Annotated in this window: 25 protein-coding genes and 1 tRNA gene; 16 read left to right on the forward strand and 10 right to left on the reverse strand. The window is 73.8% G+C overall.

The genetic code is table 11. The features are described 5' to 3' along the window. Positions 1–11 precede the first annotated feature (11 nt). The 3 genes from A6A08_RS22510 (at position 12) to A6A08_RS22520 (ending at position 3,301) form a co-directional block, all read left to right on the forward strand. Positions 12–1,175 (forward strand): CPBP family intramembrane glutamic endopeptidase, encoded by a 1,164-nt coding sequence (locus A6A08_RS22510; RefSeq protein WP_083609233.1) that lies wholly within the window; start codon positions 12–14, stop codon positions 1,173–1,175. A 17-nt stretch (positions 1,176–1,192) separates the two neighbouring features. Beyond that, positions 1,193–1,987 (forward strand): alpha/beta hydrolase, encoded by a 795-nt coding sequence (locus A6A08_RS22515; protein WP_073704614.1) that lies wholly within the window; start codon positions 1,193–1,195, stop codon positions 1,985–1,987. 63 nt (positions 1,988–2,050) lie between these two features. After that, positions 2,051–3,301, forward strand: a complete 1,251-nt coding sequence (locus A6A08_RS22520) for an MFS transporter (RefSeq protein ID WP_073704615.1) — start codon at positions 2,051–2,053, stop codon at positions 3,299–3,301. Between the two features lie 205 nt (positions 3,302–3,506). Here A6A08_RS22520 and A6A08_RS22525 read toward each other — a convergent pair whose 3' ends face one another. The 3 genes from A6A08_RS22525 to A6A08_RS22535 all read right to left on the reverse strand — a co-directional run bounded on the left by A6A08_RS22525 (position 3,507) and on the right by A6A08_RS22535 (position 6,165). Then, on the reverse strand, positions 3,507–4,472 hold the full coding sequence (locus A6A08_RS22525) for a hypothetical protein (protein WP_073704616.1): 966 nt from the start codon (positions 4,470–4,472) through the stop codon (positions 3,507–3,509). Positions 4,473–4,704: 232 nt separating this feature from the next. Beyond that, positions 4,705–5,259, reverse strand: coding sequence for a peptide deformylase (gene def / locus A6A08_RS22530; RefSeq protein WP_073704617.1), 555 nt, complete (start codon positions 5,257–5,259; stop codon positions 4,705–4,707). 90 nt (positions 5,260–5,349) lie between these two features. Then, a complete protein-coding gene (locus tag A6A08_RS22535) occupies positions 5,350–6,165 on the reverse strand; it encodes a nucleotidyltransferase domain-containing protein (RefSeq protein ID WP_073704618.1) in 816 nt (271 codons plus the stop codon). Positions 6,166–6,979: 814 nt separating this feature from the next. Between A6A08_RS22535 and A6A08_RS22540 the strand changes: the two genes are divergently transcribed. Further along, complete coding sequence (locus tag A6A08_RS22540; protein WP_073704619.1) at positions 6,980–7,657, forward strand: sirohydrochlorin chelatase; 678 nt, start codon at positions 6,980–6,982, stop codon at positions 7,655–7,657. A gap of 378 nt (positions 7,658–8,035) precedes the next feature. Beyond that, positions 8,036–8,965, forward strand: coding sequence for an aminoglycoside phosphotransferase family protein (locus A6A08_RS22545; protein WP_073704620.1), 930 nt, complete (start codon positions 8,036–8,038; stop codon positions 8,963–8,965). Between the two features lie 23 nt (positions 8,966–8,988). Here A6A08_RS22545 and A6A08_RS22550 read toward each other — a convergent pair whose 3' ends face one another. Together A6A08_RS22550 and A6A08_RS22555 are read right to left on the reverse strand one after the other, a co-directional pair. Further along, positions 8,989–9,684 (reverse strand): response regulator, encoded by a 696-nt coding sequence (locus A6A08_RS22550; RefSeq protein WP_073704621.1) that lies wholly within the window; start codon positions 9,682–9,684, stop codon positions 8,989–8,991. After that, positions 9,665–12,217 carry an ATP-binding protein gene (locus tag A6A08_RS22555; protein ID WP_073704622.1) on the reverse strand — a complete coding sequence of 851 codons (2,553 nt, stop codon included), beginning with the start codon at positions 12,215–12,217 and terminating at the stop codon, positions 9,665–9,667. Before A6A08_RS22555 ends, A6A08_RS22550 begins: the two co-directional genes overlap by 20 nt. Positions 12,218–12,390: 173 nt before the next feature. On the opposite strand from A6A08_RS22555, the gene A6A08_RS22560 reads away from it, so the two are divergent. Continuing rightward, the gene (locus tag A6A08_RS22560) at positions 12,391–13,347 is read left to right on the forward strand and encodes a hypothetical protein (RefSeq protein WP_242422819.1); all 957 of its coding nucleotides are present in this window, start codon (positions 12,391–12,393) and stop codon (positions 13,345–13,347) included. Between the two features lie 74 nt (positions 13,348–13,421). Here the strand turns inward: A6A08_RS22560 and A6A08_RS22565 are convergent, their stop codons facing one another. Beyond that, positions 13,422–14,996, reverse strand: coding sequence for an FAD-binding oxidoreductase (locus A6A08_RS22565; protein WP_073704724.1), 1,575 nt, complete (start codon positions 14,994–14,996; stop codon positions 13,422–13,424). 83 nt (positions 14,997–15,079) lie between these two features. Here A6A08_RS22565 and A6A08_RS22570 point away from each other — a divergent pair, with 83 nt between their 5' ends. The 3 genes from A6A08_RS22570 to A6A08_RS22580 all read left to right on the forward strand — a co-directional run bounded on the left by A6A08_RS22570 (position 15,080) and on the right by A6A08_RS22580 (position 18,057). Beyond that, positions 15,080–15,664 (forward strand): TetR/AcrR family transcriptional regulator, encoded by a 585-nt coding sequence (locus A6A08_RS22570; protein WP_073704623.1) that lies wholly within the window; start codon positions 15,080–15,082, stop codon positions 15,662–15,664. A gap of 82 nt (positions 15,665–15,746) precedes the next feature. Beyond that, positions 15,747–17,282, forward strand: a complete 1,536-nt coding sequence (locus tag A6A08_RS22575; protein WP_073704624.1) for a glycerol-3-phosphate dehydrogenase/oxidase — start codon at positions 15,747–15,749, stop codon at positions 17,280–17,282. 220 nt (positions 17,283–17,502) lie between these two features. Beyond that, the gene (locus A6A08_RS22580) at positions 17,503–18,057 is read left to right on the forward strand and encodes an ATP-binding protein (RefSeq protein ID WP_073704625.1); all 555 of its coding nucleotides are present in this window, start codon (positions 17,503–17,505) and stop codon (positions 18,055–18,057) included. 131 nt (positions 18,058–18,188) lie between these two features. Here the strand turns inward: A6A08_RS22580 and A6A08_RS22585 are convergent, their stop codons facing one another. Together A6A08_RS22585 and A6A08_RS22590 are read right to left on the reverse strand one after the other, a co-directional pair. Further along, complete coding sequence (locus tag A6A08_RS22585) at positions 18,189–18,833, reverse strand: response regulator transcription factor (RefSeq protein WP_073704626.1); 645 nt, start codon at positions 18,831–18,833, stop codon at positions 18,189–18,191. Further along, positions 18,821–20,041: a sensor histidine kinase gene (locus A6A08_RS22590; RefSeq protein WP_073704627.1), complete on the reverse strand. Its 1,221-nt coding sequence runs from the start codon at positions 20,039–20,041 to the stop codon at positions 18,821–18,823. Before A6A08_RS22590 ends, A6A08_RS22585 begins: the two co-directional genes overlap by 13 nt. 249 nt (positions 20,042–20,290) lie before the next feature. Here A6A08_RS22590 and A6A08_RS29265 point away from each other — a divergent pair, with 249 nt between their 5' ends. Together A6A08_RS29265 and A6A08_RS29405 are read left to right on the forward strand one after the other, a co-directional pair. Further along, positions 20,291–20,428, forward strand: a complete 138-nt coding sequence (locus A6A08_RS29265) for a DUF664 domain-containing protein (RefSeq protein ID WP_338013138.1) — start codon at positions 20,291–20,293, stop codon at positions 20,426–20,428. After that, positions 20,412–21,005 (forward strand): DUF664 domain-containing protein, encoded by a 594-nt coding sequence (locus tag A6A08_RS29405; RefSeq protein ID WP_073704628.1) that lies wholly within the window; start codon positions 20,412–20,414, stop codon positions 21,003–21,005. The genes A6A08_RS29265 and A6A08_RS29405 overlap by 17 nt, the downstream gene beginning before the upstream one ends. Here A6A08_RS29405 and A6A08_RS22605 read toward each other — a convergent pair. Next, the gene (locus A6A08_RS22605; RefSeq protein ID WP_073704629.1) at positions 20,897–21,397 is read right to left on the reverse strand and encodes an LURP-one-related/scramblase family protein; all 501 of its coding nucleotides are present in this window, start codon (positions 21,395–21,397) and stop codon (positions 20,897–20,899) included. The genes A6A08_RS29405 and A6A08_RS22605 overlap by 109 nt on opposite strands. A gap of 251 nt (positions 21,398–21,648) precedes the next feature. Between A6A08_RS22605 and A6A08_RS22610 the strand changes: the two genes are divergently transcribed. From A6A08_RS22610 to A6A08_RS22620, 3 genes are all read left to right on the forward strand, one after another. Further along, the gene (locus A6A08_RS22610) at positions 21,649–22,059 is read left to right on the forward strand and encodes a VOC family protein (RefSeq protein ID WP_073704725.1); all 411 of its coding nucleotides are present in this window, start codon (positions 21,649–21,651) and stop codon (positions 22,057–22,059) included. A 125-nt stretch (positions 22,060–22,184) separates the two neighbouring features. Next, positions 22,185–22,682: a helix-turn-helix transcriptional regulator gene (locus A6A08_RS22615; protein WP_073704630.1), complete on the forward strand. Its 498-nt coding sequence runs from the start codon at positions 22,185–22,187 to the stop codon at positions 22,680–22,682. 95 nt (positions 22,683–22,777) lie between these two features. Then, on the forward strand, positions 22,778–23,194 hold the full coding sequence (locus A6A08_RS22620; protein WP_242422820.1) for a pyridoxamine 5'-phosphate oxidase family protein: 417 nt from the start codon (positions 22,778–22,780) through the stop codon (positions 23,192–23,194). A 130-nt stretch (positions 23,195–23,324) separates the two neighbouring features. Here the strand turns inward: A6A08_RS22620 and A6A08_RS22625 are convergent. Next, a tRNA-Arg gene (locus tag A6A08_RS22625) sits at positions 23,325–23,396 on the reverse strand. A 130-nt stretch (positions 23,397–23,526) separates the two neighbouring features. On the opposite strand from A6A08_RS22625, the gene A6A08_RS22630 reads away from it, so the two are divergent. Both A6A08_RS22630 and A6A08_RS22635 read left to right on the forward strand, forming a co-directional pair. Then, the gene (locus A6A08_RS22630) at positions 23,527–23,913 is read left to right on the forward strand and encodes a response regulator (protein WP_073704631.1); all 387 of its coding nucleotides are present in this window, start codon (positions 23,527–23,529) and stop codon (positions 23,911–23,913) included. Beyond that, positions 23,910–24,998: a DALR anticodon-binding domain-containing protein gene (locus A6A08_RS22635; RefSeq protein ID WP_073704632.1), complete on the forward strand. Its 1,089-nt coding sequence runs from the start codon at positions 23,910–23,912 to the stop codon at positions 24,996–24,998. The genes A6A08_RS22630 and A6A08_RS22635 overlap by 4 nt, the downstream gene beginning before the upstream one ends. Positions 24,999–25,020 lie beyond the last annotated feature (22 nt).

A 25,020-nucleotide genomic window follows, 5' to 3' on the forward strand; every position in this document is an offset into this window, starting at 1 on the left:
ACTATTGCCCCGTGCCATGGTCGGAGTCCCTCCCTCAGTTCAGCTTCGCCGGGACCGTTCTGACGGTCCTGCTGCTCCTCTTCGCCGCGGTCGGCGAGCCCTTCCTCGGAAGGAGGGCCTTCGCCTGGCTGTCCCGCAGGCGCGACGGCGACGCGCGCGCCCTCACACTGATGCACGCCGCCACGGTGGGCATCCACGTGCTGTGGGGCCTGGCGGTGCTCGGAGTGCTGGTGCTCTCGCCGGACCTCGCCGCGGCCGACCTGGGCCTGCGCGCACCCCATGCCTGGGGGCCGATCGCCGGCGGCGCCGTCGGCGGACTGTCGGCCCTGGCGGCGCTGTGGGTGCTGGCCAACGGTCTGCCGAAGGGCCCGCCCCCGCTCGGCGCGGGCCGGGGCGGCGGCCGCGGCGGCAGGAGGGGCCGGGGTCCCGGGCAACCCGCGGAACAGGCGGGGCCCGGCACACGCGGCAGGCGGTCCTCGGGCCACCGCGGTCGGCGGGCCTCCGCCGCACCCGTCTCCCTGCCCGAGCCGGAGCGCCACCGCGGCCTGCTCGTACCGCGCAACACCGCCGAGCGTGTGCTGGCGGCCGGGGTGGCCGTCACCGGCGGCGTGTTCGGGGAACTGCTCTACCGGGGGCTGTTCATCGTCCTGGTGGCGAGCATGGGCGTGCCTCTGTGGATCGCCGCGGTGCTGTCGGTGGCGCTGTTCTCCGTCGCGCACCTCTACCAGGGCTGGTGGGGACTGGTCAGCGCCGGTGCGTCGGGCACCCTGTTCACCGTCCTCTACCTGGGCACCGGAAGCGTCTGGGTTCCGGTCCTCGTCCACGTCGCGCTCGACCTGCGCTCCCTGGTCTTTCCGCCCGCCGCCGTCCGCGAGGCCTGGGAGCAGGACTGCGACGAGCACGGGTACGAGGAGCAGGGGTACGAGGAGTACGCGGAGGCCGGACACGACGACGGGTACGGCGAGGAGTACGCGGAGGCCGGACACGACGACGGGTACACGAGGAGCGGGTACGCGCGGACCGGGTATCCGGGCGGCGACCTCCTCGGCGGTGGCCACGGGGAGCCTCCCTCCTCCGGCGGCGGGCGGCGGCCCCACCCCGGCCAGGGGTACGGGGAAGGCGGGTACGGTGACGGGGCCGACACCGCGGGGCCGGGCTTTGGACCCCGGATCTGATCGGGCACGATGGTGGGGTGTCCGACGCCATTGACCATCCGCTCTCCCAGCCCTCGGAGGACCGCCACCGGCTGATCACCTCCGACGGGGTCGACATCGACGCCGTGCTCCTGCGCGGTGCCGAGCCCCGAACCACCGCCGTGGTCCTCGCCAACGGGTTCACCGGCACCTACCGCAACCCGAGCACCCGCGCCCTCGCCGAGGCGCTGCTGCCCGTCGGCGACGTGATGGCCTTCGACTTCCGCGGCCACCACGGCTCCGGCGGGCTCAGCACCGTGGGCAACGCGGAGATCCACGACCTGGAGGCGGTCGCCGCCCGCCTGCGCGAACTCGGCTACGCCTCCGTCTCCGTCGTCGGCTTCTCCATGGGCGCCGCCGTCGCGATCCGGCACGCCGCCATCTACGGCGGGATGTCCGCGGTGGTCGCGGTCAGCGGCCCGAGCCGCTGGTACTACAGGGGCACGCGCCGCATGCGCCTGCTCCACCTCGGAATCGGCGGCAGGGTGGGGCGCTTCCTCCTGCGCAGCTTCCGCAAGGTCCGCGTCATCGACCAGCACTGGGACCCCAGGCCCGCCGAACCCCGCGAGGTCGCCGGGGAGATCTCCCCGGCGCCCCTGCTGGTCGTGCACGGGGACGCCGACACCTACTTCCCGGTCTCCCACGCCACGGCGATCCACGACGCCGCACGGGAGCCCCGCGACCTGTGGATCATCCCGGGGATGGGACACGCCGAGCGCGCCGTCACACCCGAGCTGGCCGTGCGCATCCGGGACTGGCTCACGGAGAGGACCGGTCCGGAGAAGAACGGCTAGCGCGATCCGGAAGCCGGACGCGCCGGTTTCGACAGGTATGCGCGTGTCGGCTAGAAAGGACGGATGATCCGATCCCGTTCGCCCGAGCCGAGGGATGACGCCCTGCCCGGACTGCGCGGCAGGGGCTTCGCCCTACTCATCGCGGCCACGGCGATCGGGCTGTGCGGTTTCGCCGCCGTCCTCCCGCTGGTCCCGCTGTGGGCCTCCCGCGGCGGCGCGGGCGAGTTCGGCGCCGGGAGCACCACGGCCGCGTTCATGCTCACCACCGTGCTCACCCAGCTCGCCATGCCCTGGCTGCTGGAGAGGGGCGGCTACCGGTGGGCGTTCCCGGTCGGGTCACTGATCCTGGGAGTGCCCGCCCCGCTGTTCGCCCTGACCACCGACCTGGGCCCGCTCGTGGCCGTCTCGGCGGTGCGCGGCGTCGGCTTCGGCATGGTCAGCGTCGCCGGAACGGTGCTCGCCGCCCGCCTGGTCCCGCACCACCAGGTGGGCCGGGCCACCGGCTACTACGGACTTGCGGTCGGCCTGCCCCAGGTGCTCATCCTGCCCGGCGGGGTGGCGCTGGCCCTCCACATCGGCTTCGACACCGCGTTCTGGATCACCGGGCTGTGCTCGGTGCTGGGCGCGGTCCTGTCCTGGGGCATCTGGTTCGCCGACGGCGGCCGCAACCGCCCGGCGCTGCGCGGCACGGGCCGGTCGGCCGGGAGCGCCTCCGCGGCGTCCCCGGCACCTCCGCTGATGCGGGCGCTGGCGGCACCGCTGGTACTCATGCTGCTGACCGCGTCGTCGGCCAGCGCGATCATCACCTTCCTGGCCATCCCCCTGGAGCACGCGGCGTGGCTGGTGGGCGGCGCCCTGGCCACCTACGCACTGGCGGTCGTGGTGGGCCGCTGGGCCGCCGGGATACTGCACGACCGCCACCGGCGCACCCTCCTGCTGCTGCCGGGCATGGTCGGCGCGGTCCTCGGCATGGCCCTGGTCACCGCCGCCCTGTGGTCGCACGGAGGAGGGGGAGCCGCCCCGGGGGCGTGGACGGCGCTGCTGGTGCTCCTCGGATCGGCGGTGTTCGGCCTCGGCTTCGGCGCGGTCCAGAACGAGACCGTCACCCTCATGCTCCACCGGGCCGGTCCGGCCGGGTACGGCCGGGCCAGCGCGGTGTGGAACATCGGCTACGACGCGGGCGCGGGCGCCGGGGCGTTGGCCCTGGGCCTGCTGATCCAGCTGTTCGGCTACGGTCCCGCCTTCGCGGTCACGGCCGTGGCCCTGCTGGCGGTCCTCCCGCTCGCCCTCGGCGGGCGGGGGCCGCGCGCCTGAACCCGGTCCCGCGGCCGGAGCCCGCGTCCCGGGGCTCGGGCCTTCGGGCACGGTCTGGTGCGGTGGCCGCGAAGGTCAGCCGGCTCGCCCCAGGAGCCGCGATCTTGTACTTGTGGCGCACTTCGGCGCCCGGCCTCGCCATAGGTACGGGATCATCCGGGGGTGGAGCACTCCGGTCGCACCTGCAACGTATCCGGTCAGCCCACTAGTACGACGAGATGTGCACGTGGTCGTAGTGGTTCTGGGTGGTGCTGCCCCGGTCGTTCATCCACGTCCACTGGCGTGACGTGGACTGCCAGATCTGCTGCTCCCAGATGATGTACTTGATGCCCAGCCGGTCGGCGTTGTTAATCCCGTACTGGGCGATCTGCGTGCCCAGGGCCTGGTTGTCCGCCGAGGGCACGGCGCCTCCGGCGCTCATCATGAAGTCGCAGGCGTTGCCCACGCCGTGGTCGTCGGCGCTGTTGCGCAGGCAGCCCACCGGGTAGGGGGCTCCGAAGTTCATGACGATCTCGTCGCGGATCGCCGCCATGCGCGGAGAGGCCCCGCTCCATCCCCAGCCCTTGGCGCTCTCTGGGATGGTGCCGTTGCCGGAGGTCTCGGGAACCTGTTCCGCCTCGTACTCCTCGATGCGCTTCTCGACCTCCTCGCGCTCCGACTCCAGCTTGTCGATGAGCTCCGCGGCCTCGTCCTTCTCCTCCTGCAGCTCCTGGGCGACCAGAGCGGCCTCGTCGCGGGTCTCGATGAGCTCGGAGATCTGTTCGGACTGGCTCTGTCCGAGGTACTCCAGGGCCGCGGCGTCGGCGAACATGTCCTCCGGGTGGCTGGAGAAGACCACCTGGAACGCGGGGTCGAGGCCGCCGCTCTTGTACCGGGTGGAGGCGATGGCGGACACCCCGCTGCGGGAGGCGTCCAGACGCTCCTCGACCTCCTGCAGGTCCTCCTCGGCCTTCTCCACGCGTTCCTTGATCTCGGTGAACTGGAGCAGCTCGCCGTCGTAGGTCTCCTCCAGCTCCTCGGCCCGCTGGTTCAGCTCGTCGATGTCCACGTCGTCGTCGCCCGGCTCGGCGTGCGCCGTACCGGGCAGGCCGACCACGAGGGCCATGGCCAGGGTGGTGAGGGACAGGGCGGCACGCCTGCCGCGCGGGAAGGAGGGAGGAGTGGATGTCATGTCTTCTCCGAGGATGGTCCGAGCACATCCGGTCGGCCGACGGCGTGTGATGGGGGGCGCCGTGGCGGCGGGAGTTACCCAGCAGAACATATGAGGTCTTGGCGTTACATGCCTAGTGCGTTGACTCACGTGACTTGGGGGAGTGCGCGGGGATGTGTCCGAAGATACCCGGAGAGAAGGACCGGATCAGCCCTTGACGGCGTGACTGAGGAAGCCTGCGGGAACAGGCCCGTCAGCTCGCGCCGCCGAAGGCGCTGGGGAGCCGCGCGCCCTTCGGCTCGGGCGGTTCGGCGGGCATGAACCAGTCCGAGCGGCGGATGTCGCGCAGGGCCCGCTTGCGGGCTCCCGGGTCCAGGCGCTCCACGTAGACGACGCCGTCCAGGTGGTCGGTCTCGTGCTGGAGGCAGCGGGCCATCAGCCCGGTCCCCTCCAGGGTGACCGGTTCGTTGCGCAGGTCCACGCCGGTGACCACGGCGCGCTCGGCGCGCCTGGTCGGGTACCACAGTCCGGGCACCGACAGGCAGCCCTCCTCGCCGTCCTGGACCTCCTCCGACAGTTCGGCGATCTCGGGGTTGATCACGTAGCCGATCCGGCCCTCCACGTTGTAGCTGAACACGCGCAGGCCCACCCCGATCTGGGTGGCGGCCAGGCCTGCCCGCCCGGGGGCGTCGACCGTCTCCAGCAGGTCCTGGACCAGCGCCTCGGTGTGCTGGTCGAACTTCGTGACAGGGGTGGTCGGTGTGACGAGAACGGGGTCGCCGAACCGGACGATGGGGCGCATGGTCATGCACCACAGGTTAGCCGGGACTCACGGGAGGTCGTACGGAAGTGGAGAATCCGGACCCGGGGCGGGCGGACCGGCCACGGCGCGGCTGCGTCAGGCGGCGGCCAGGCCGGGGCGCAGGGCGTCGTCCAGGACCATCTCGATGTAGTCCAGCGCGGCCCGCCGCCGGGCCAGGGCGTTCTCGTACAGGGAGGAGGCGTTGGCGCTGCGGCGCACGCGCAGGCACTCGTTGACGATGCGCTGCCACCGCTCGGGGAAGGCGTGCAGGGCGTAGGCGCCCGCGCCGGACTTGGAGGTGATCTCCCCGGTCTTGAGGGTGAAGTGCAGCCGGCTGACGCTCAGCACGCTCCACGAGGGGGCCAGCGATCCGAGGACCGCCAGTCCGCGCGGGGTCACCAGGCGCCCCGCCTTCTCCCGCCAGCGTCGCCACTGCTCGTCCAGCGAGCCGAGGGACCAGGCGCGCAGGCTCTCGGGCTCGTCCCACACGTCCAGTTCGAGGGGATGCGGGCCGCGGACGGGGACACCGTGCTCGGCGAGGATGTGCCAGGTGACGGGGTTGACGTCGGCGCCGGCGCGGTTGCGGAACCGGCCGTTGGTCACCGAGGCGACCAGACCGCAGGAGGCGGGGTTGCCGGTGAGGTCGTCCCAGGTGACGTGGATGCCGTTGAACTGGGGCTTGGGGATGTCGGCGCGCGTGCGGGCGTGGACGCCGCGCAGCAGCTCCAGCTCGCGCGAGCCCGGCGTGCGGCCGGTGACGATGACGAAGTCGACGTCGCTGGTGTGGGGGCGGAAGTCGCCGAGGGCGACCGAACCGGTCAGGTAGAGGCCTTCGACCAGGCCGGGGGCCTCCTGGTCGGCATGTGCGAGAAAGGTCTGGGCCAGCGTCTGCACCCGAGGGTGGACAGCCATGCTCACTCCAGTCTGGATGGTTCGGTGCGGATCTCGGGGCGCGGCCCGGCCGGTGCTGAGGAGAACCGGGGGCGCGGTCGCCCGGAGCGGTCCTGTGGCGCGTGTGCCTGCAGGTACGTGCTCCATCAGTACCAAGTGTGGGTGGACCGGAAGCCCATGGCAAGTGATCACGCCGGAACCGCATCCTGTCCCCCCACGCCCGGTGGTGCGCGGCTATGACGCCTTGGGGGAGTGCGCACCCTTGACAGAGAGGGGTGCGATGTGGCAGGGGGTCGGGCGGGCGCCGGCCCCGGTCCGCGCGGGGGACGGCGGCTCCGGGAGAGGCGGGAAATTCGCGTCGTGTCAGGCAGGGTGTTGAGCGCACATTCATCGGCACGTGCATCCGCACTTGGCGAATGCATGAGAAAACCTTTGCCGGTGATTTCTCTAGAGAGGTGTGCGGGCGAAATCGGGGATTGGACGTCTGCGAATTCGGGATGTGGTGTCCGCCATGTCCTGTCGCGAGGCAATTGCCGGAAGAAGGGTGGAGGGCGCCCGTCTGGGCAGGTGGACGGCGGTCGACTTCGTTGGGGGTAAGGATAAACGCTGTGCCCGCCGGACGCCGTGAGGTGTACGCCACAGGTTCCGGGGTGTGGACACTCCGCGTTCCTTCGGCGATTGTTATGGTTCACGGAGGCTCCCGGCGGTGATAACCACCACAGCCATTGTCCGTTGTTTTCCTCCATGTAACACGGCAGAACCCCCCTGAAACTGCGCCGCTTTACGCTCGGCGGACAACGGTGGTTCTCCCAGGCGAAGTACGAAGGAGCTGTGCATGGTCCCCACGATGGTCCTCGTAGCCGACGACTCGCGTGACGCCCACCGCCGGGAGGCCCTGTGCGGCCTGGCCGAGGCGGTGGCCAGCAGGGGCGAAGTACCGGTGACCCCGGCCTTCGGCAGCCCCGAGGACGTCACCGCCACACTCCGCTCCGTCCGCGGTCCCAAGGTGGTCGTCCCGGCGTTCGTCGCGGGCGGCGACGTCGCCAGCGCGCACCTGCTCTCCCGGCTCGGCGTCGGCCGCCTGGAGAACTCCTGCCAGACCGCGCCGCTGGGGGCGGTCCCGTCCATCGTCGCCGACCTCGCCGGACGGCTCGCCGACTCCGGCTGGAGGCCGTCCGACGGCGTGGTCCTGGCCGCGGACGGCACCACGGGCACCGAGGAGCGCCAGGTCGTCATGGACGTGGCGCGCATGCTCAGCCGCCGCCTCGGATCCCCGGTCCAGGTCGGCTACCTGCGCACCTGGGCGCCGTCGGTGCTCGACGCCGTCGACCGGCTGCGCCGCCACGGCCACGACAAGGTCGCCGTCGCCGCCTGGAGACTGGTCGACGGCCCCGATTTCGACCTGCTGCGCGGGCTGGACGTCACCGCCATCACCGCGCCCCTGTGGCCCTCCGACCTGGTCGTGGACACCCTTCTCGCCCAGCACCGGGCGATCAAGGGGCGCCTGGCCTGAGCCGTACCGCCCCCGGGCGGACCCCGGAGATCCGCCCGGCCCCCACCGAGAGTGAGGCCCCCGGGCCCGCGGGTGTTCGCGGGCCCCGGGCCGTTTCGTTTCCGTTACCGCACGCACGGAGGTGGGTATGGCCCCAACGGGCGGGAACTCCCCGCACCCACGAACGCGGTACCCGTACCGTGCCGCCACCAGCGCGGCGCGGCGGCGTCCGGGCGCGATCCCTTCCGTCGGCTTCGTACTCCGCACGTCGGCGCGGAGGCCCCTCCGCGACCGGTCCCGGCCTCGAACACCGCTCACCGCGGACCGCCCGGTCCGTCGGCCGGCGAGAAGGGGTTCGGTTCCGAACACGCGTCGACGTGAGCGACCTAAGGTGGATGTATGAACGACGTCACAGCGCGGTTCGTCGATGACCGGCAGCGCCGGCGTCTTGAACGGCGCTTCGGCAGCCAGGTCGACGAGTGGCTGGCCGAACTCCCCGCGATCGTCGGGAAACTCGCCTCCGAGTGGCGGCTGACCGTCGAGGGGCCGGCCCCCCACGGCCGGACCTCCGTCGTCGTCTGCGTCACCCGCGCCGACGGCACCCAGGCCGTGCTCAAGCTGTCCCCGGACACCGGCCTGGCCGTGTCCGAGGCCCGTCTGCTGCGGATGTGGGAGGAGTCCGGGAGTGTGCCCCGGGTGTGGGGGGTGGACGCAGGCCGGGGCGCCATCCTCATGGAGTGGATCGACGGCGACACCATCGCCGCGGGCGGACAGGTGCCGTCCATGGAGACCATCGGCTCGCTCATCGCCCGGCTGCACGGCGTCGAGGTGCCCCGCCGGGAACTGCTCGAACTGCGTCCGCTGACCTCGCGGGTGCAGTTCGTCTTCGACCTGTGGAGCCGCGAGCGCGCCGAGGGCCCGGCGGCCGACGTGGTGTCCGCCTCCGCCATGCACCAGGGGTTCTGCCGGGCCCGCGACCTGGCCAACGGGACGGTCGACGTCGTTCCCGTGCACGGGGACCTGCACCCGGGCAACGTGCTGGACGGCGGCGAGCGCGGCCTGGTGGCCGTCGACCCGCGCGCCTGCCTGGGCGACGGAGCGGTCGACGCCGTGGACTGGGCCCTGTGGAAGGCCACCAGCCTGACCGAGGTGGTGTACCGCGTGGACACGCTCTCCCACGTCCTGGGAGTGGACGGCGACCGCCTGATGGCGTGGGTGCGCGCCTTCGCGCCCTGCCTGGCGGTGGCCAAGGCCAACCGCGGCCACGTGGGCACGGACGAGTTCGACATGCTCATAGAGCTGTCCGAGGGGCTGGCCTTCGCCGGCTGACCCGGGCGGAGCCCCGCCCGGGGTCAGTGCTCCGGCTGCGGGGACCCGGCCTTCTCGAAACGGTAGCCCCGGCCCGCCTCGGTGATCAGGTACCGGGGGTGCGCGGGGTCGGGCTCCAGCTTGCGGCGCAGCTGCGCCATGTACACCCGCAGGTAGTTGGTCTCGCTCTGGTAGGCCGGACCCCACACCTCGTGCAGCAGCTGGCGCTGGCTGACCAGCTGTCCCGCGTGCCGGGCCATGAGCTCCAGGATGTGCCACTCCGTCGGGGTCAGCCGCACCTCCTCGCCGTCCCGCAGCACCCGTTTGGCGCCCAGATCCACCGTGAAGCACGGCGTGCGCACGACCGGCGCCTCCTCGGTGCGCACCGACCGGCGCTCGGCCGCCCGCATCCGGGCCAGCAGCTCGTCCATACCGAACGGCTTGGTGACGTAGTCGTCGGCGCCCGAGTCCAGGCAGCGCACCTTCTCGCCGGCCGAGTGCCGGGCCGAGAGCACGATGATCGGCACCTGCGACCACCCGCGCAGCCGCTGGATGACCTCCATGCCCTCCATGTCGGGCAGGCCCAGGTCGAGCAGGATCACGTCGGGGTGGTGCTCGGCGGCCAGCCGCAGCGCCGACGCGCCGTCGGCCGCGGTGTCCACGTCGTGCCCGCGCGCCCGCAGGTTGATCCGCATCGCCCGGATGATCTGCATGTCGTCGTCAACGACCAGGACTCGCATCGACCCGCCTCTCGTCCCCGCTGTCCGCCTCGTCCTTCTCCACGGCCCGGAGAGTGAACACCATGGTCAGCCCGCCTCCCGGAGTGTCCTCGGGGTCGAGTCTCCCGTGCATCGCCTCAACGAAACCACGTGCGACCGCCAGCCCGAGACCCACCCCCGTGCCCTGGGGGGCGTCGCCCAGGCGCTGGAAGGCCTCGAACATGCGCTGCTTGGCCTCGTCGGAGACGCCCGGCCCCCGGTCCACGACCCGCAGCTGCACGCTGTCGCCGTGCGCGCTGGCCGCGAGCAGGACCGGCACGCGCGGGTCCGGGTTGTGGCGGACGGCGTTGGAGACCACGTTGGCGACCGACCGCTCCAGCAGCCCGGCGTCGGCCAGCACCCGGGGCAGGTTGTCGGGGACGTCCACCGTGACCGCCCCGTGCGGCAGGCCCAGCAGGGTGACGGGCACGACCTCCTCCAGGCCCACCGCGCGCAGCTTGGGACGCACGCTGTCGGTGTGCACCCGGCTCATGTCCAACAGGTTGTCGATGAGCCGGTTGAGCCGGTCGGTGGACTCCTCCACCGTCTCCAACAGGTCCTCGCGGTCCTCGTCGGTGAGGGCGATGTCGGTGGCGCGCAGGCTCGACAGGCTGGCCTTGATCGAGGTCAGCGGCGTACGCAGGTCGTGCGAGACCGCCGCCAGCAGGGCCGTGCGGATGCGGTTGCCCGCGACCTGGCTGCGCGCCTCGGCCGCGTCCCACTCCAGCCGCTGGTGCTCCAGTGCGATGCCGATGTGGGCGGCGAACGCCCGCAGCACGCCCCGGTCGGTCGCGGGAAGCACCCGGCCGCGCAGCGCCAGCGCCAGGTTGTCGGAGATCGACACCAGCACGTCCGACTCCTCGGGGGACTCGCACGCGGGGGCGCCCACGCTGTGCGCCGCCCGCCACCGGCCGTCCTCCAGCAGTTCCAGCAGCGTCGCCGACCGCTGCCCGAAGGTCTCCCGGATCCGCCGCAGCAGGGCCTGGAGGGGTTCCTTGCCCGCCAGGACGCTGCTCGCCAGCAGGGTCACCGCGTCGGCCTCGGCCCGGGCGCGGGCCGCCTGCGCCGACCGGCGGGCGGCCATCTCCACCACGATCGCCACCAGCGCGCCCACCAGGGCGAACGCGGTCAGCGCCAGCGCGTTGTCCAGGGACACCGGCGGCCGTCCGTGCAACGGGGACAGCAGTGCGGTGAGCAGCACCGCGCTCCACAGCGCCGACACCAGCGCGGGGCGCAGACCGCCCACCGCCGCGGTGGCCACGGTGGCCAGCAACAGCAGCATCGCGTCCGAGGCCGCGCCCACGTTCTCGAACACGGGCAGCGCCATCACCAGCGACAGCAGGGTGGGGGCCAGCAGGGACAGGGACCACCCGGCCACCCGCCGGTGCTCGCCCAGTCCCCGGCCCGGCTGCGGCAGCGGCCACCGGCCGCTCCCCACCCGCTCGTGGGTGACGATGTGCACGTCGATGTCCCCCGAGTCGCGTGCCACGGTCGCGCCGACCCCGGGACCGAACACGTACTGCCAGGCGCGGCGGCGCGAGGACCCCAGCACGATCTGGGTGGCGTGCACGCCCCTCGCGAAGTCCAGCAGCCCGGTCGGGACGTCGTTGCCGACCACCTGGTGGTAGGTGCCGCCCAGTTCGGCGAGCAACCTGCGCTGCCGCAGCAGGTCCGCGCTGGGCGCCTGGGCCATCCCGTTCGGCGGTACCACGTGCACGGCCAGCAGGTGGCTGGGCTGGGGGTGGCCGCCTCGCGAGCGGGCGGCCACACGGGCGGCACGGCGGATCAGCGTCTCTCCCTCGGGGCCGCCGGTGAGCGCCACCACGACACGCTCCCGGGCCTCCCAGGTCCGCCGGATCTCGTGCTCGCCGCGGTAGCGGGCCAGGCTCTGCTCCACCCGGTCGGCGGTCCACAGCAGCGCCAGCTCGCGCAGGGCCGCCAGGTTGCCCTCGCGGTAGTAGTCGGCCAGGGCGGCGTCCACCCGCTCGGCGGGGTGGATGTCGCCGTGCGCCATCCTGCGGCGCAGCTCCTGCGGGGTGACGTCCACGAGTTCGACCTCGGCGGCGCGGCGCACCACGTGGTCGGGAACGGTCTGCTCCGGGCGCACGCCGGTGATCTGGTGGACCACGTCGTTGAGCGACTCCAGCTGGTGGATGCCCACGGTGGACAGTACGTCGACGCCCGCCTCCAGCAGCTCCTCCACGTCCTGCCAGCGGGTGGCGTTGGGCGCGCCGGGCGGGTTGGCGAGGGCGAGGTCGTCGACCAGGGCGGTCCCCGGTCCGCGCGCGATCACGGCGGCGGTGTCCACGGAGCCGGACGGGTGCGGCGGCACCTCCTCCAGACCCTCCAGGAGGGCGGAGGTGCGCTTGCGGCGGTGGGTGTGGACGGCGGCGACCACCACGCCGATGCCGTGCTCGGCCCGTCGGTGGGCCTCGGCCAGGGCGTTGTGCGTGGTGCCGACACCGGGTGCCGATCCCAGGTAGATGCGGAGCTTTCCTCGTGCCACGGGTTCCATTGTCAGGGCACCGGGGAGCCGCATCGGCCGCTTCCGGCCGAAATGGCGGTGGAGGGCTGGAACCGGGGGATACTCGGGACGACATCCCGACGCGCACGCCCGCGTGCCCGGCACGGGCGGGACGCGATCTCCGGCCGGTCCGCGCGGCCGACGAGCACCTGTGAGGAGGCGCGGTGGCCGTCCACCGGATGGCCCACGCCGCGAGACCGATGACCCATCCCCCGAACGATGGTTCCTTCCCCGGCCCGCCCGGCGGGCAGCCGTTCCCCGGCCACCCCGGACGGCCCCAGCCCGGACGGCCGCTCCGGCCCCACGGCGGCCCGGAGCCCCGGCCGGGGCAGCCCCACGGCGGTCGGCCGGAGTGGCCCCGGGTTCCGCCCGCCCAGCCCGGACACGGCGCCCCCGGCGGGACACCGCCCCAGCAGCCGCCCGCCTCCGGCGGCCCGGGACGGCCGGGACCGCCCGGGCGCCGCCGGACGGGCCTGGTCGTCGGCGGCGTCGCCGCCGCCCTGCTGCTGATGACCTCCTTCGGCGTCGTGGCGTGGAACCTGGTGGACGGCCGCCCCTACGCCGGCCTGCCCACGTGCCGCGAGCTGCTGCCCTCCGACGTGCTCGACGGCATCCCCGACGCGGACAGGCCCCGTGCGGAGGGCGAGTACGTCTCCGCGGACGAGTTCGGGTACGGGGCGGGCGAGGGACAGGAGGGGTTCCTCGGCAACCTCAGCTGCGAGGTGGCCGACGGCGAGGAGCGTCCCGTCTACGTCAACGCCTCCCTGTTCGAGTACGAGGACGGCGGCGAGGCCGCCGCCGACCGGCGCCAGAGCATGGAGGACGACCTCCGTGACCGCGAGGAGGGCCGCCACTGGGAGGAGGAGGACGGGGTCGCGGCGGTTCTCGACTGGAGCCCGGTGTCGGCGGGTGAGGCCGGATACGCCGTCGTCTACGAGTACGACGGGTACACCGACGAGGAGGCCGTCGGCACGGTCTTCTTCGTCACCGTCAACGTGGAGGTCGTGGTCTCCTACAGCATCCCCGCGGCGGACTTCGACGAGGCCGAGGTCCTGGGCTTCCTCGACGACTTCGCCCGGCAGGTGGAGCGGCGGCTCTCCCGCGAGGGGGAGAGGGCTTAGCGGACCCGCTCCCGGGGCCGGGGCCCGAAGAGGCCGGCCCCGGGACGCCCACCGCGCCGCCCGCGGTGCATGTCCTACGGATCGGGGATGAGCTTGCCCGGGTTCAGCACGCCCCCGGGGTCCAGAGCAGCCTTGACCGCGCGCAGCACCTCGCCGCCCAGCGGACCGATCTCCGCGGCCATCCACGGCCGGTGGTCGGTGCCCACCGCGTGGTGGTGGGTGATCGTCCCGCCGTGGGCCGCGATCGCGTCCGAGGCCGCGCGCTTGGCCCGGCCCCACCTCTCCAGCGGTGCGGCACCGGCGGCCGTGGCCACCGTGAAGTACAGGGAGGCACCCGTGGGATAGGTGTGCGACACGTGGCACATCACCACCGCGCCGCCCTCCCCGTCCTCCAGCGCCCCCGTGAGCGCGTCCGTCACCGCCGTGTACAGCGGCAGCAGGCCGGTCCAGGACGCGGCGGTCTCCAGGGTCTCGGCGAGGACCCCCGCGGACAGCAGGGTGTCGCGCAGGTAGGGCGCGGAGAACCGGTTGCTCCGCCAGTGCGCCACCGGTTCCGGTCCCAGCGGGGCACCGCCCGCCGCGGCCATGGCCTCCCGGACCGCCGCCGCCCGGGCCTCCACCTCGGCTCCGGTGCCCTCGAAGCCCAGCACCGCCTGGCAGCCGGGTGCGGCCTCACGCCCGCCCATGGACGCGCCGACGAAGGTCTCCGACTCGTCCAGCACCCGCGCCATGGTCGGGCGGACATCGGACTGGGCCAGGGACCGCAGCGCCTCCACCCCGGTCGCGAAGTCGGGGAAGGACCACGCCTCGTCCAGCACCCGCTCCGGGCGGCGGCGCACCCGCAGGCCCACCTCGGTGATCACGCCCAGCGTGCCCTCCGAGCCCAGCATCAGGCGGCCGAGGTCCGGCCCGGCGGCCGAGGCCGGGGGACCGCCCGTCTCCAGGGTCCCGCGCGGGGTGGCCACGCGCAGGGACACCACCATGTCCTCGAAGCGGCCGTAGCCGGAGGAGGCCTGGCCGCTGGAACGGGTGGCCGCGTAGCCGCCGATGCTCGCGTACTCGTAGCTCTGCGGCAGGTGCCCGAGCGTGCACCCGTGCTCGGCCAGCATCGCCTCGGCGTGCGGGGTGCGCACGCCCGCGCCCAGGACGGCGGTCATCGACGTGGTGTCCACGGACACCAGCCGGTCCAGGCGGCGCAGGTCCAGGGCGACCACGGCGCGGAAGCCGCCGCGCAGCGGGGCCACACCGCCCACCACGCTGGTACCGCCGCCGAAGGGCACCACGGCGACGCGTTCGGCCGAGCACGCCTCCAGCAGGCGCTGGACCTCGTCGTGGTCTGCGGGGTACAGGACGGCGTCCGGTGCGGGATCGGCCGAGCCCGCGCGGCGCAGCAGCAGGTCGGGGGTGCTCTTGCCGCCGCTGTGGCGCAGCCGGACGGCGTCGTCGGTGCGCACGTGGCCGTCCCCGACCACCTCCGCGAGGGCCACGCGCAGCCGGTCCTCCAGACGCGAGGGGGGAAGCTCCACCCGCTCCTCGGGCACCGGGGGCAGGTCCTCCAGCGGTGCCCGCAGCACCTGGGAGACCAGGTCGCGCAGCCCGGGGTCCAGGGTGGCGGCCTTGGCGGGATCACCCCAGGCGAACCAGCTCATGTCGGGCGCGGGGTCGACGCCGGGGGCCGCCTCGGTGCCACCGGGAGGGACAGTGTCGTCAGTCATGCTCTACAGTTTTACATATGGCGTCAAAACGTAACGTTGATGACCGGATCCTGGACGCGGCCCGTGCCTGCGTCGAGGACTTCGGGGTGCGCCGCACCACCCTGACCGACGTGGCCCGCCGCGCCGGGGTCAGCAGACCCACCGTCTACCGGCGCTGGCCCGACGCGACCGCGCTCGTCGCCGACCTGCTCACACGGGAGCTGCGGCGGATCCTGCTGGAGGAGGGGGCCTCCTCCGGCGACCGGGACGGGGAGGACGTGCGCGTCCGCCTGGTCCGGCACGCGGCCGGGGTCGCCCGCGCCATGCTCGCCCACCCCCTGTTCACCCGGATCGTGGACACCGAGCCCGAACTCCTGACGACCTACACCTTCCAGCGGCTGGGCACCAGCCACCGGGCCGCCCTGGAACTGGTGGAGCCGGCCATCGCCGAGGGCCAGCGCGACGGTTCGGTACGCACGGGCGACCCCGAGGTCCTGGCCCGCTTCGTACTGGTCACGGTCCAGGGGACCGTCACCTCCCGCCGCCTGTTCGCCGACGTGCTCGACGGGACCGGGCTCGTCGACGAACTCGCCGTCCTGCTGGACGGCTACCTCGCCCCATGAGCCGCCGGGCCGGTCCGGCCCGCCTCCGGCGGCACCCGGACGGGACCAGCCGCAACCACCGACGAACGAATCAGGACCGCCCATGAGCCGCACAGTCACCGCGTCCTCCTCCCTCAACGCCGCACGGCGCGCCGCGGACCTCGCCGCGCTGGACCACCGGCCCCGGGTGGACGTCCTGGTCGTCGGCGGGGGAGTGACGGGCGCCGGCGCCGCGCTCGACGCGGCCTCGCGCGGCCTGTCCACCGTGCTGGTCGAACGCCACGACCTGGCCTTCGGCACCAGTCGATGGAGCTCCAAGCTCGTCCACGGCGGCCTGCGCTACCTCGCCAAGGGACAGTTCGGCATCGCCTACGAGAGCGCCCGCGAGCGGGACGTCCTCATGCGGGTGACCGCGCCCCACCTGGTACGGCCCCTGCCCATGGTGGTGCCCGTCCACCGGGGGGACGACCTGTCCAAGGCCCTGTTCGTCCGCATGGGCATGGGCATGGGCGACCTCCTGCGCGTCCTGGCCGGCACCCCCGGCAGCGTGCTGCCCGGGCCGCGACTGCTCAACGCCCCGCAGACCCGGCGCCTGCTCCCCGGTGTCGCCCGGCGGGGCCTGCTCGGCGGCATCCTCTCCTTCGACGGCCAACTCGTCGACGACGCGCGCCTCGTGGTGGGCCTGGCACGCACCGCCGCACGCGAGGGAGCCCGGATCATCACGCGCTGCTCGGCCGAGAGCCTCTCCGCCGACGGCGCCGTGCTGCGCGACGAGGTCACGGGCCGTATCGTCCCGGTGCGCCCGCGCGCGATCGTCAACGCCACCGGCGTCCACGCCGACCGGCTCGACCCGCACGTGCGCCTGCGGCCCAGCAGGGGCAGCCACCTGGTGCTCGACGGCGCCGCCCTCGGCAGCCCGAGGGCCGCGCTCACCGTGCCGATCGACGGCAGCGCCAGCCGGTTCGTGTTCGCGCTGCCCCAGCCGGACGGCCGGGTCTTCGCCGGACTCACCGACGAGCCCGTGGACGGACCCGCCCCGCACGTCCCCGAGGTTCCCGAGGGCGACGTGGACTTCCTGCTCCGCCAGATCAACCGGGCCCTGGAGACACGGCTGGACCGGAGCGACGTCCTCGGCGCCTTCGCCGGACTGCGCCCGCTGCTGGAGGGCGACGGCCACAGCGCCGACCTGTCGCGCGAGCACGCCGTCACGGTCGCCCCGAACGGTACGGTCACCGTCGTCGGCGGAAAGCTCACCACCTACCGTGCGATGGCCGAGCAGGCCGTGGACACCGCCGTGCGCGTCCACCGACTGCCCGCCGGGCCCTGCCGGACCCGCTCCCTGCCGCTGGTGGGAGCCGCCGCGCACGAGGAACTCGACGCCGTCGACGCCCCGCGCCGCCTGGTGGCCAGGTACGGCACCGAGGCCGCCGACGTCCTGGCCGAGGCCGACGCGGACCCGGCGCTGCTCGCACCCGCCGTACGCGGGATCACCGGCGCCGAACTCCGGTTCGGGGTGCGCCACGAGGGGGCCATGGACACCGGGGACCTGCTGGACCGGCGCACGCGCGTCGGGCTGGTCCCCTCGGAACGGGCCGCGGCCGAGGCCGCCGCCGAGAAGGCGCTCGGCGCCGAGGACTGAGGACGGGGCCGGGCGGCGGCCGGGCCGGCGGGAACGGGAGCGGGCACGTGGGGGAATTCGCGGCCGACCACACCCGGATCCCCTGTCCCGCAGGGACTTGATCGCGTAAGGTCGTAGCCGTTCCGCGCCGCCCTCCCCCGAAGCGGTCGCCGGACGCTCCCCAGCCACCCCCTCACGCGGTTCTCCTGCCCTTCCGAGCCGCCCGCAGAAGGAGTCACCCATGCCCACGCTCGTTTCCGTGCCCGCCCTGACCAAGGCCGAGGACACCGTCCTCGCGGGTGTACCGGACGAGTACCGGCACTACTTCAGCGGACGACCGCCGGTCCCGTTCACCAAACGCCACTGGGAGTTTCCCGGCGAGCCCGCGAGCGTGCCGCTGGCCCGCGCCTTCCTGGACACCTGCGCCGCCACCCGGGACGCCGACTACCGGTACGTCTTCTCGCTCCTGGGCACCGAACTGGCGACCAACGCCATCCGGCACAGCCGCTCCGGCGAGGAGGGCCAGAGCTTCGTGCTGAAGGTGACCCGGGCGCCCAACGGACTCACCCTCGTCTGCCGCGACAACGGGAAGCCGACCCGTTCCCCCGAAGGCGGGGAGGGCCCGCTGACCGCGGAGCCGATGGAGGGCGACCGGCTCACCGCCGAGAGCGGGCGGGGGCTGGCCCTGGTGGACAGCTTCGCCACCGCCTGGGGCGACAACGGGCACCCCAGTATCCGCAAGGTGTGGTTCCACCTGGCCTACGACCTCACCGGCAGCTCCTGGCCCGCCGCCTGAGGCGTCCATCCACCGCCGGACCGGGGCCCGTCCACCGGGGCCCGTCCACCGGGGCCCGTCCGCCGGGGCGCGCGAGGGGGCCGCGGCGGACGACGGCCGACCCGCGCCGCGGCCGGGTGCCGACGACCCGCTCACCTGCCGTCGAGGTAGGCGAGCACCGCGCGCACCCGGCGGTGCCCGCTGTCGGAGGGCGACAGGCCGAGCTTCGCGAAGATGTTGCCGACGTGCTTGTGCACGGCGTTCTCCGTGACCACGATCCGCTCGGCGATCTCCCCGTTGCCGAGCCCCTCCGCCATCAGCGCCAGCACCTCGTTCTCGCGCGGGGTGAGCGACTCCAGGGGATCGCGGGGCCTGCGGGCCAGCAGCTGCCGCACCACCTCCGGGTCCATGACCGTCCCGCCGTCCGCCACACGCCGCAGCGCGTCCACGAACCCGCTCACCCGGCCCACCCGGTCCTTGAGCAGGTAGCCCACCCCGCCGCGGCCGTCGGCCAGCAGCTCACCGGCGTAGTCGCGCTCCACGTACTGGGACAGGACCAGCACCGGCAGCGCCTCATGCTTGCGGCGGGCCCCGATCGCCGCGTGGATGCCCTCGTCGCGAAAGCCCGGCGGCAGCCGCACGTCCACGATCGCCAGATCGGGCCGGTGCCGGTCGACGGCCCCGGCGAAGGCCGCGGCGTCCCCGGCGACCTCGGCCACCTCGAAGCCCCTGGTGGAGAGCAGCAGCTCCAGCCCCGCCGACAGCAGCACGTTGTCCTCGGCGATCACGATCCGCACGGCATCTCCACGTCGATCACGGTCGGCCCGCCCGCCGGGCTGTCCACGCGTACCGTACCGTCCAGGGCGGCGACCCGGCGGCGGAGTCCCCGCATCCCGCTGCCGCGCTCCTCGTCCACCCCGCCCGAACCGTCGTCGCGCACCGTCACCCGCAGCACGCCGCCCGTCCGCTCCAGGCGTACGGCGATCTCCCCGGCGCCGCTGTGCTTGACCGCGTTGGTGACCGACTCGGTGACCACGAAGTAGGCCGCGGTCTCCGCCGCCACCGGCAGGGCGCCCAGTTCCCCCACGTCCAGACGGGTGGGAACGGTGGTGCGCGCGGCCAGCGCGGCCAGTGCTCCGGACAGCCCCCGGTCGGCGAGGATCGGCGGGTAGATGCCCTGGATCACCTCGCGCAGCTCGGCCATCGCCTCCTCGGCGCCCTCGTGGGCCTTCCTGAGCAGCACGGCGACGGCCGGGTCCTCCTCCACCGCCTCCCGGGCCACGCCCAGCTGCATCGCGATCGCGACCAGCCGCGCCTGGGTGCCGTCGTGCAGGTCGCGCTCGATCCGGCGCAGCTCCGCGCCGTGGGCGTCCACCACGTCGGCGCGGGTCCGCTTCAGCTCGTCCACCCGTGCGGACAACAGCTCCGCCTCGGTGGGCGCCAGCAGCTGCAGGGTCATACGGGCGTGCGCCCCGGCCGCGGGTCGGACCGCCCACAGGCCCAGCGCGGCCCCGGCCGCGAGGTGTACGGCGGCGGAGACCAGCGCCGTACCCCAGTCGTCGACGGGGACCCAGAGCAGATGGAGGCCCCCGTCCTCGGGGAAGGCCCACCAGAAGGGGAGCTGCAGTGCGGTCAGCACCGCCCCGAGCGCGAGCAGCCCCACGAGCCCGAGACCGGTCCCCGCGAACGCGGCCGGGGGCATCCACACCAGGGCCCGACGGGTGGACGGCCGCGTCCACAGCTCACGGAAGCCGGACGCCTCCTGGCCGGGGACCCTCGGGACCGGCACGCCGAGGAACCGGGAGGCCCACCCCTGGTGCCAGGCGGCCCACCGGCCGACGAGGCCCATCCAGCGCGGGAACAGCACGAACCCGAGCCCGCCGATCGGGATGGTCAGCGCCACGACCAGGGTCAGCGGCAGCATCACCAGCGTCACCAGCCCGGAACCCAGGACCACCAGCAGGTAGGTGCAGGACCGCACCCTCCGCTCCCAGACGTCCCTCATACCCACGACCCCTTCCGCACGCGCCATCCGCCGACACGGCAAGTCTGGCCCGTCCGGGAGCGCCGGTCACTACAGCCAGCCCCACCGTCGGCCGGGAACACGGGAGATCCGCCGCGGAACGGTCGCGGGCGTGGCGGACACCGGGGCCACGTACCGGATACCGCCGGAGACCACTCATCCGGCCGGGAGGCGGCCGACCGGCCGCCCCCGCCCCGGACCGGAGACGAACACGAGGTCCTCACCGCCTACCTGGACCGGCACCGCGCCACCTTCGAGGCCGAGTGCTCGGGGCTCACCGCCGAACAGCTCTCCACCCGGATGGTCGAACCCTCCGGGATGAGTCCACACGGCCTGGTCCGGCACCTGGCCGGTGCCGAGCGGTGGTGACCGCGCATCCGGTTCGCGGGGGGACCGCCGCTGCCGTACTACTCCGGCGACGACTCCGACCAGGGCTTCGACGGACTGGACGGCGACCCGGCCGCGGACTTCGCGGCCTGGCGCGGTGGGGTCGCCCGCGCCCGGGAGGTCGCCGCGCCCTCCTCCCCGGAGGGGGCCGGGGCGAGAGGCGCGCAGCGGCGAGCCGCCCCGGCTACGGGTGGTCCTGGTCAAGCCGATCGCCGAGCACGCCCGCCACAACGGCCATGCCGACCTGCCGCGCGAGCGTCCCGACGGAGCCACCGGCCACCGACACCGTGGACGGAAGGGCCCGCGTCCGTCCCGGCACGGAGTGCGGGCGGTGTCCGCGGCGGCCGCCGGCTCCCCGCGAGCCCGGCGCACCCAGCCCCGTGCCGCCCCGCCACCGGACGCAGCCGGACGACGAGGCGGGGCCCACGTCCCGCCGGCGCGCGGCGGTGCTCAGTCGTCCTCGTCGTCGGTCAGGGCGTCCACCGCCACCGCGACGCCGATCACCAGCGCGGGATCGCCGCCGATGTCGTGGCGGTGGGTGTTGACGTCCACCGCGTAGGTGTCCCGGACACGGAACCACCTGCGGGACACGTGCGCGACGGTGCCGTGCTCGTCGCTGATCACGTACTCCTTGCCGAGGAAGTCCCCGGTCACCTCCCAGTCCGGCGCGTCCTCCACCTCCACCGTGAGTTTGTCGCGCACGGGGTTGACCAGGCGCTTGCGCACGGTGGCCGAGGCGCCGCCCTCGCGTTCGACGCGCATCTGGTCGCGCACCCTGAACAGCTTCTTGCGGATGACCGCCAGGACGTTGCCCTCGGTGTCCTTGAGTTCGAAGGTCGTGCGCACCCGCAACGCCTTGCCGTCCACGAGGAAGACCTTGCCGCCCTCCTCGTCGGTCACCCAGTAGTCGTCACCGATGTCGAACACGCGCTCGCGTACCAGGAACTTCATACCTTCGACGCTAGAGCACGTCCGCCCGGCGCACCAGGGGCCCCGTCGGCCTGTGGAGGGCCGCCCGGAGAACGCGCGGCGCCCGTACCCGACCGCCGGGAGGGCTGCCGGGGGCGGAGCCTTCCGGTGCGCCGGAGGCCGGCCCGCCTCCCGGCAGCCGGACGACCGGAGGCGCGGAGGGCTCCACGGGTGCCCGGACCGGTCAGGAATCGAGAAGCGCGGGCCACGGGGCCGTCCCTAGCATGACTGTCATGGACCTGACCATTCACACGACCTTCCTTCCGCACGAGGACCCGGACGCGTCCCTGGCCTTCTACCGCGACACCCTCGGCTTCGAGGTCCGCGGCGACGTCGGACAGGGCAGGATGCGCTGGATCACGGTCGGCCCCGCCGGCCAGCCCGGCACGTCCATCCTCCTGGCACCGCCGGCGGCCGATCCCGGGATCACCGAGGACGAGCGCCGCGCCATCGCCGAGATGATGGCCAAGGGCACCTACGGCTGGATCCTGCTGGCCACCCGGGACCTCGACGGCACCTTCGAGAAGGTGCAGGCCGGCGACGCCGAGGTCGTCCAGGAGCCGACCGAGCAGCCGTACGGCGTCCGCGACTGCGCCTTCCGCGACCCCGCGGGCAACCTGGTCCGCATCCAGGAAGTGCGCTGAGCCCCTTCGGCCCGTCGGCCCCGCGGCCCCGCCCTCGCCGGGCGGTGCCCCGGCCCGCCGGTCACCGCCGTCTGTCCCGGCACGCGCCCGGACGCCCACGAACACCGACGAAACGGAGTCCTCCCATGTGCCACCCCTCATGGGGACGCGCACGCGCCGAGGCGCACCGCCTGCGCGACCTCGCGCTGCTGCGCCGTGTCCGCGACCGGATCGACCGGGAGTACGCGCGGCCGCTGGACGTGGAGGCGCTCGCCCGCGGTGTGAACATGTCGGCCGGGCACCTCAGCCGCCGGTTCCGGCAGGCCTACGGGGAGTCGCCGTACTCCTACCTGATGACGCGGCGCATCGAGCGCGCGATGGCGCTGCTGCGCCGGGGCGACCTGAGCGTGACCGAGGTCTGCTTCACGGTCGGCTGCTCGTCGCTGGGCACCTTCAGCACCCGTTTCGCCGAACTGGTCGGCGTGCCGCCCAGCGTCTACCGGCGCCGGGCGGAGCGCTCGACGGCGGGGATGCCCTCGTGCGTGGCCAAGCAGGTGACCAGACCGGTCAGGAATCGAGAAGCGCCGATCACCGGGCCGGACGGGCCCGCGTGGGAGGCAGCCTCCCCGGTACCCGTGCCCTGACCTCACCGCCGCACGTCCCCGCCCGACGGAGCCCGCCCCCGGTGGGCGGGCTCTTGACGAAACGACCGGAGGAAGCATGACGGACACGCCGCCGCGTGGACACGAAGAGAGGCTGCGGGACACCCACGCGAGGCTGGAGGGCGACGTCGGGCTCATCGGGAGGCGTCCACCTCGTCCCGCTCTCCTACCTCTGGGACGGGACCGCGTTCCTCGTCTCGACGCCGCGTGCCTCGGCCACCGGCCGCAACCTGCCGGCGGACGGCCGGGTGCGGCTCGGCCTCGGACCGACCCGCGACGTCGTCATCGTCGACGGCACCGCCGAGCCGGTGGACATCGCCGACCTCGCCCCGGGGACGGGCGACGCGTTCGCGGCCAGGAACGGTTTCGACCCGCGCGGGATCGACGAGCCCTACCAGTACTTCCTGATCCGGCCGCGGCGCGTCCAGGCCTGGCGTGAGGCGAACGAGAGACGGGGACGCGACCTCATGCGCGACGGCCGCTGGCTCGGCTGACCGCCGCAGGCAGAACACCCCCGACCACGGAGGTTCCGGGAGAGGCGGCGGGTGAAACGAAAAACGCCGACCGTGATGGTCGGCGTCGTTTCGGCTGATCAGCTGGGCGGTCCCGCTGGTCCGCCGTGGGTGCCCCCTGCAGGATTCGAACCTGCGCACACGGCTCCGGAGGCCGTTGCTCTATCCCCTGAGCTAAGGGGGCTGGCTTGCGAGAACAACTGTAGCAGGGGCTCCGGGCCCTTCGTCCACTCGTTGCGGGCAGGCCCGGCCGCGCCCGCCGATACCCGCAATCCGGTGGTGCCGTGTCACCCCGCGGCGGTAGTGTCGCGCCCGTGAACGCCCTACCCACACGGGTTCTCGTCGTCGAGGACGACGACGTGATCCGGGAACTCATCCGCCTGAACCTCGAACTGGAGGGGTTCGAGGTGTTCACGGCCGTGGACGGACAGGACTGCCTCGACCAGGCCGCGCACATCGACCCCCACGTGGTCACCCTGGACGTGATGATGCCCCGCATGGACGGGTGGACGGCCGCCGAACGCCTGCGCGCCGACGCGCGCACCCGCGACCGGCCGATCATCCTGGTCACCGCGCGTACGCAGGAGGAGGACCAGCGGCGCGGTGAGCGCATCGGCGTCGACGCCTACCTCACCAAGCCCTTCGACCCCGACGTGCTCGTCGACGTCATCCGCGGACTGGTCGACGGGGGCCGGGAGTGACCCCCCGAGGACTGGAGGCGGCCGTTCGCGGGGCCGCCGCGCGGGCCTTCGGACTGGACCCGGCCCGGATCCCGTTCGTGTGGCCCCGCAACGACCACGCGGGCGAGGGCGCCGACGCCGCCACCGCGCTGCCGCCCCGCCTGGCCGGCAGTGTGGGGGACCGGCTGGACGCCTCCCGCGGCGACCGCCGCGCGGTGGTCGCCGCCCGGGTCGCCGACGTGCTCGCGGACATGCGCGACGAGGGCCTGGTGGACTTCGACCGGGTCTCCTGCGACGGCCGCGGCTTCCTCAACGTCACCTTCACCGGCCGACAGCGCGAGGCCCTTCTCGCCGCGGCCGCCGACGCCCCCCGCTTCCTCACCGGCCGGGAGTGGGACGGCCCGGGGGAGTGGCCCTCCTCGGCCCTGCACGAGGCCGGACCGGTCGCCCAGGCCCGCAGGCTCGCCCGCGCCGACGCCCGCGCCCGCATCGGCCTGGCCGTCGGGCCGCGGACCCCGCCGCCGGGCCCCGCCGGGGAGGTCTCCTGGCGCGACCCCTACCTGGACGGCGGCCACCGCGAGCTGATCACCCCCGCGGCCCGCGCCCTCGGCGCGGTGGGCGAGGACAGCGCCCGCGTCGCCTTCTGCCGCTCGGTGCCCGAGCGTCCCCGGGACACCGAGACCACCGGCCGCGACCTTCCGGTACTGCCCTCGGCCGAGTACCCCGGGGCCTGGGCCCGCCTGACCGACGCCAACCCCGCCTTCCGGCTGCGCTACGCCCACGCCCACGCGGTCAGCCTGTGCCGCTGGGCCGCGGAGGGGGCCCCGACGCCCGCGGTCCGCCCCGAGCACACCGCGTCCGTGCGCGGCCTCCTCTTCGACGGCCCCAGCGTCCTGGACACGGCCGCGCGCCGAGAGGAACCCCATATCCTGGTTCGATACCTGGAGACGCTGGCCAGTGCCTACGATGAGTGGCGGACGTGTCCCACCGCGGTCTCCGAACCCGCGGAACGGACCGTCACGGACCCCGCCCTGCCGGCCGCCGTCGCCGGGGTCATCCGTACCGGGCTCTTCCTGCTCGGAGTGTCAGCGCCCACAAGGCTGTAGACACCCCGTGCCGGCGTCCGGT

Origin of the sequence: Nocardiopsis sp. TSRI0078 (assembly GCF_001905145.1) — a bacterium.
In the GTDB taxonomy this organism is placed as follows: domain Bacteria; phylum Actinomycetota; class Actinomycetes; order Streptosporangiales; family Streptosporangiaceae; genus Nocardiopsis.

What these genes read in the sequence shown, in the direction of transcription:
- A6A08_RS22565 (WP_073704724.1), bottom strand. Translation starts at nt 14,996, where the DNA reads ATGAGCTGGTTCGCCTGGGGTGATCCCGCCAAGGCCGCCACCCTGGAC.
- A6A08_RS22555 (WP_073704622.1), bottom strand. Translation starts at nt 12,217, where the DNA reads ATGGAACCCGTGGCACGAGGAAAGCTCCGCATCTACCTGGGATCGGCA.
- A6A08_RS22535 (WP_073704618.1), bottom strand. Translation starts at nt 6,165, where the DNA reads ATGGCTGTCCACCCTCGGGTGCAGACGCTGGCCCAGACCTTTCTCGCA.
- A6A08_RS22520 (WP_073704615.1), top strand. Translation starts at nt 2,051, where the DNA reads ATGATCCGATCCCGTTCGCCCGAGCCGAGGGATGACGCCCTGCCCGGA.
- A6A08_RS22525 (WP_073704616.1), bottom strand. Translation starts at nt 4,472, where the DNA reads ATGACATCCACTCCTCCCTCCTTCCCGCGCGGCAGGCGTGCCGCCCTG.
- A6A08_RS22580 (WP_073704625.1), top strand. Translation starts at nt 17,503, where the DNA reads ATGCCCACGCTCGTTTCCGTGCCCGCCCTGACCAAGGCCGAGGACACC.
- A6A08_RS22545 (WP_073704620.1), top strand. Translation starts at nt 8,036, where the DNA reads ATGAACGACGTCACAGCGCGGTTCGTCGATGACCGGCAGCGCCGGCGT.
- A6A08_RS22610 (WP_073704725.1), top strand. Translation starts at nt 21,649, where the DNA reads ATGGACCTGACCATTCACACGACCTTCCTTCCGCACGAGGACCCGGAC.
- A6A08_RS22605 (WP_073704629.1), bottom strand. Translation starts at nt 21,397, where the DNA reads ATGAAGTTCCTGGTACGCGAGCGCGTGTTCGACATCGGTGACGACTAC.
- A6A08_RS22540 (WP_073704619.1), top strand. Translation starts at nt 6,980, where the DNA reads ATGGTCCCCACGATGGTCCTCGTAGCCGACGACTCGCGTGACGCCCAC.
- A6A08_RS22590 (WP_073704627.1), bottom strand. Translation starts at nt 20,041, where the DNA reads ATGAGGGACGTCTGGGAGCGGAGGGTGCGGTCCTGCACCTACCTGCTG.
- def (WP_073704617.1), bottom strand. Translation starts at nt 5,259, where the DNA reads ATGACCATGCGCCCCATCGTCCGGTTCGGCGACCCCGTTCTCGTCACA.
- A6A08_RS22550 (WP_073704621.1), bottom strand. Translation starts at nt 9,684, where the DNA reads ATGCGAGTCCTGGTCGTTGACGACGACATGCAGATCATCCGGGCGATG.
- A6A08_RS22570 (WP_073704623.1), top strand. Translation starts at nt 15,080, where the DNA reads ATGGCGTCAAAACGTAACGTTGATGACCGGATCCTGGACGCGGCCCGT.
- A6A08_RS22615 (WP_073704630.1), top strand. Translation starts at nt 22,185, where the DNA reads ATGTGCCACCCCTCATGGGGACGCGCACGCGCCGAGGCGCACCGCCTG.
- A6A08_RS22575 (WP_073704624.1), top strand. Translation starts at nt 15,747, where the DNA reads ATGAGCCGCACAGTCACCGCGTCCTCCTCCCTCAACGCCGCACGGCGC.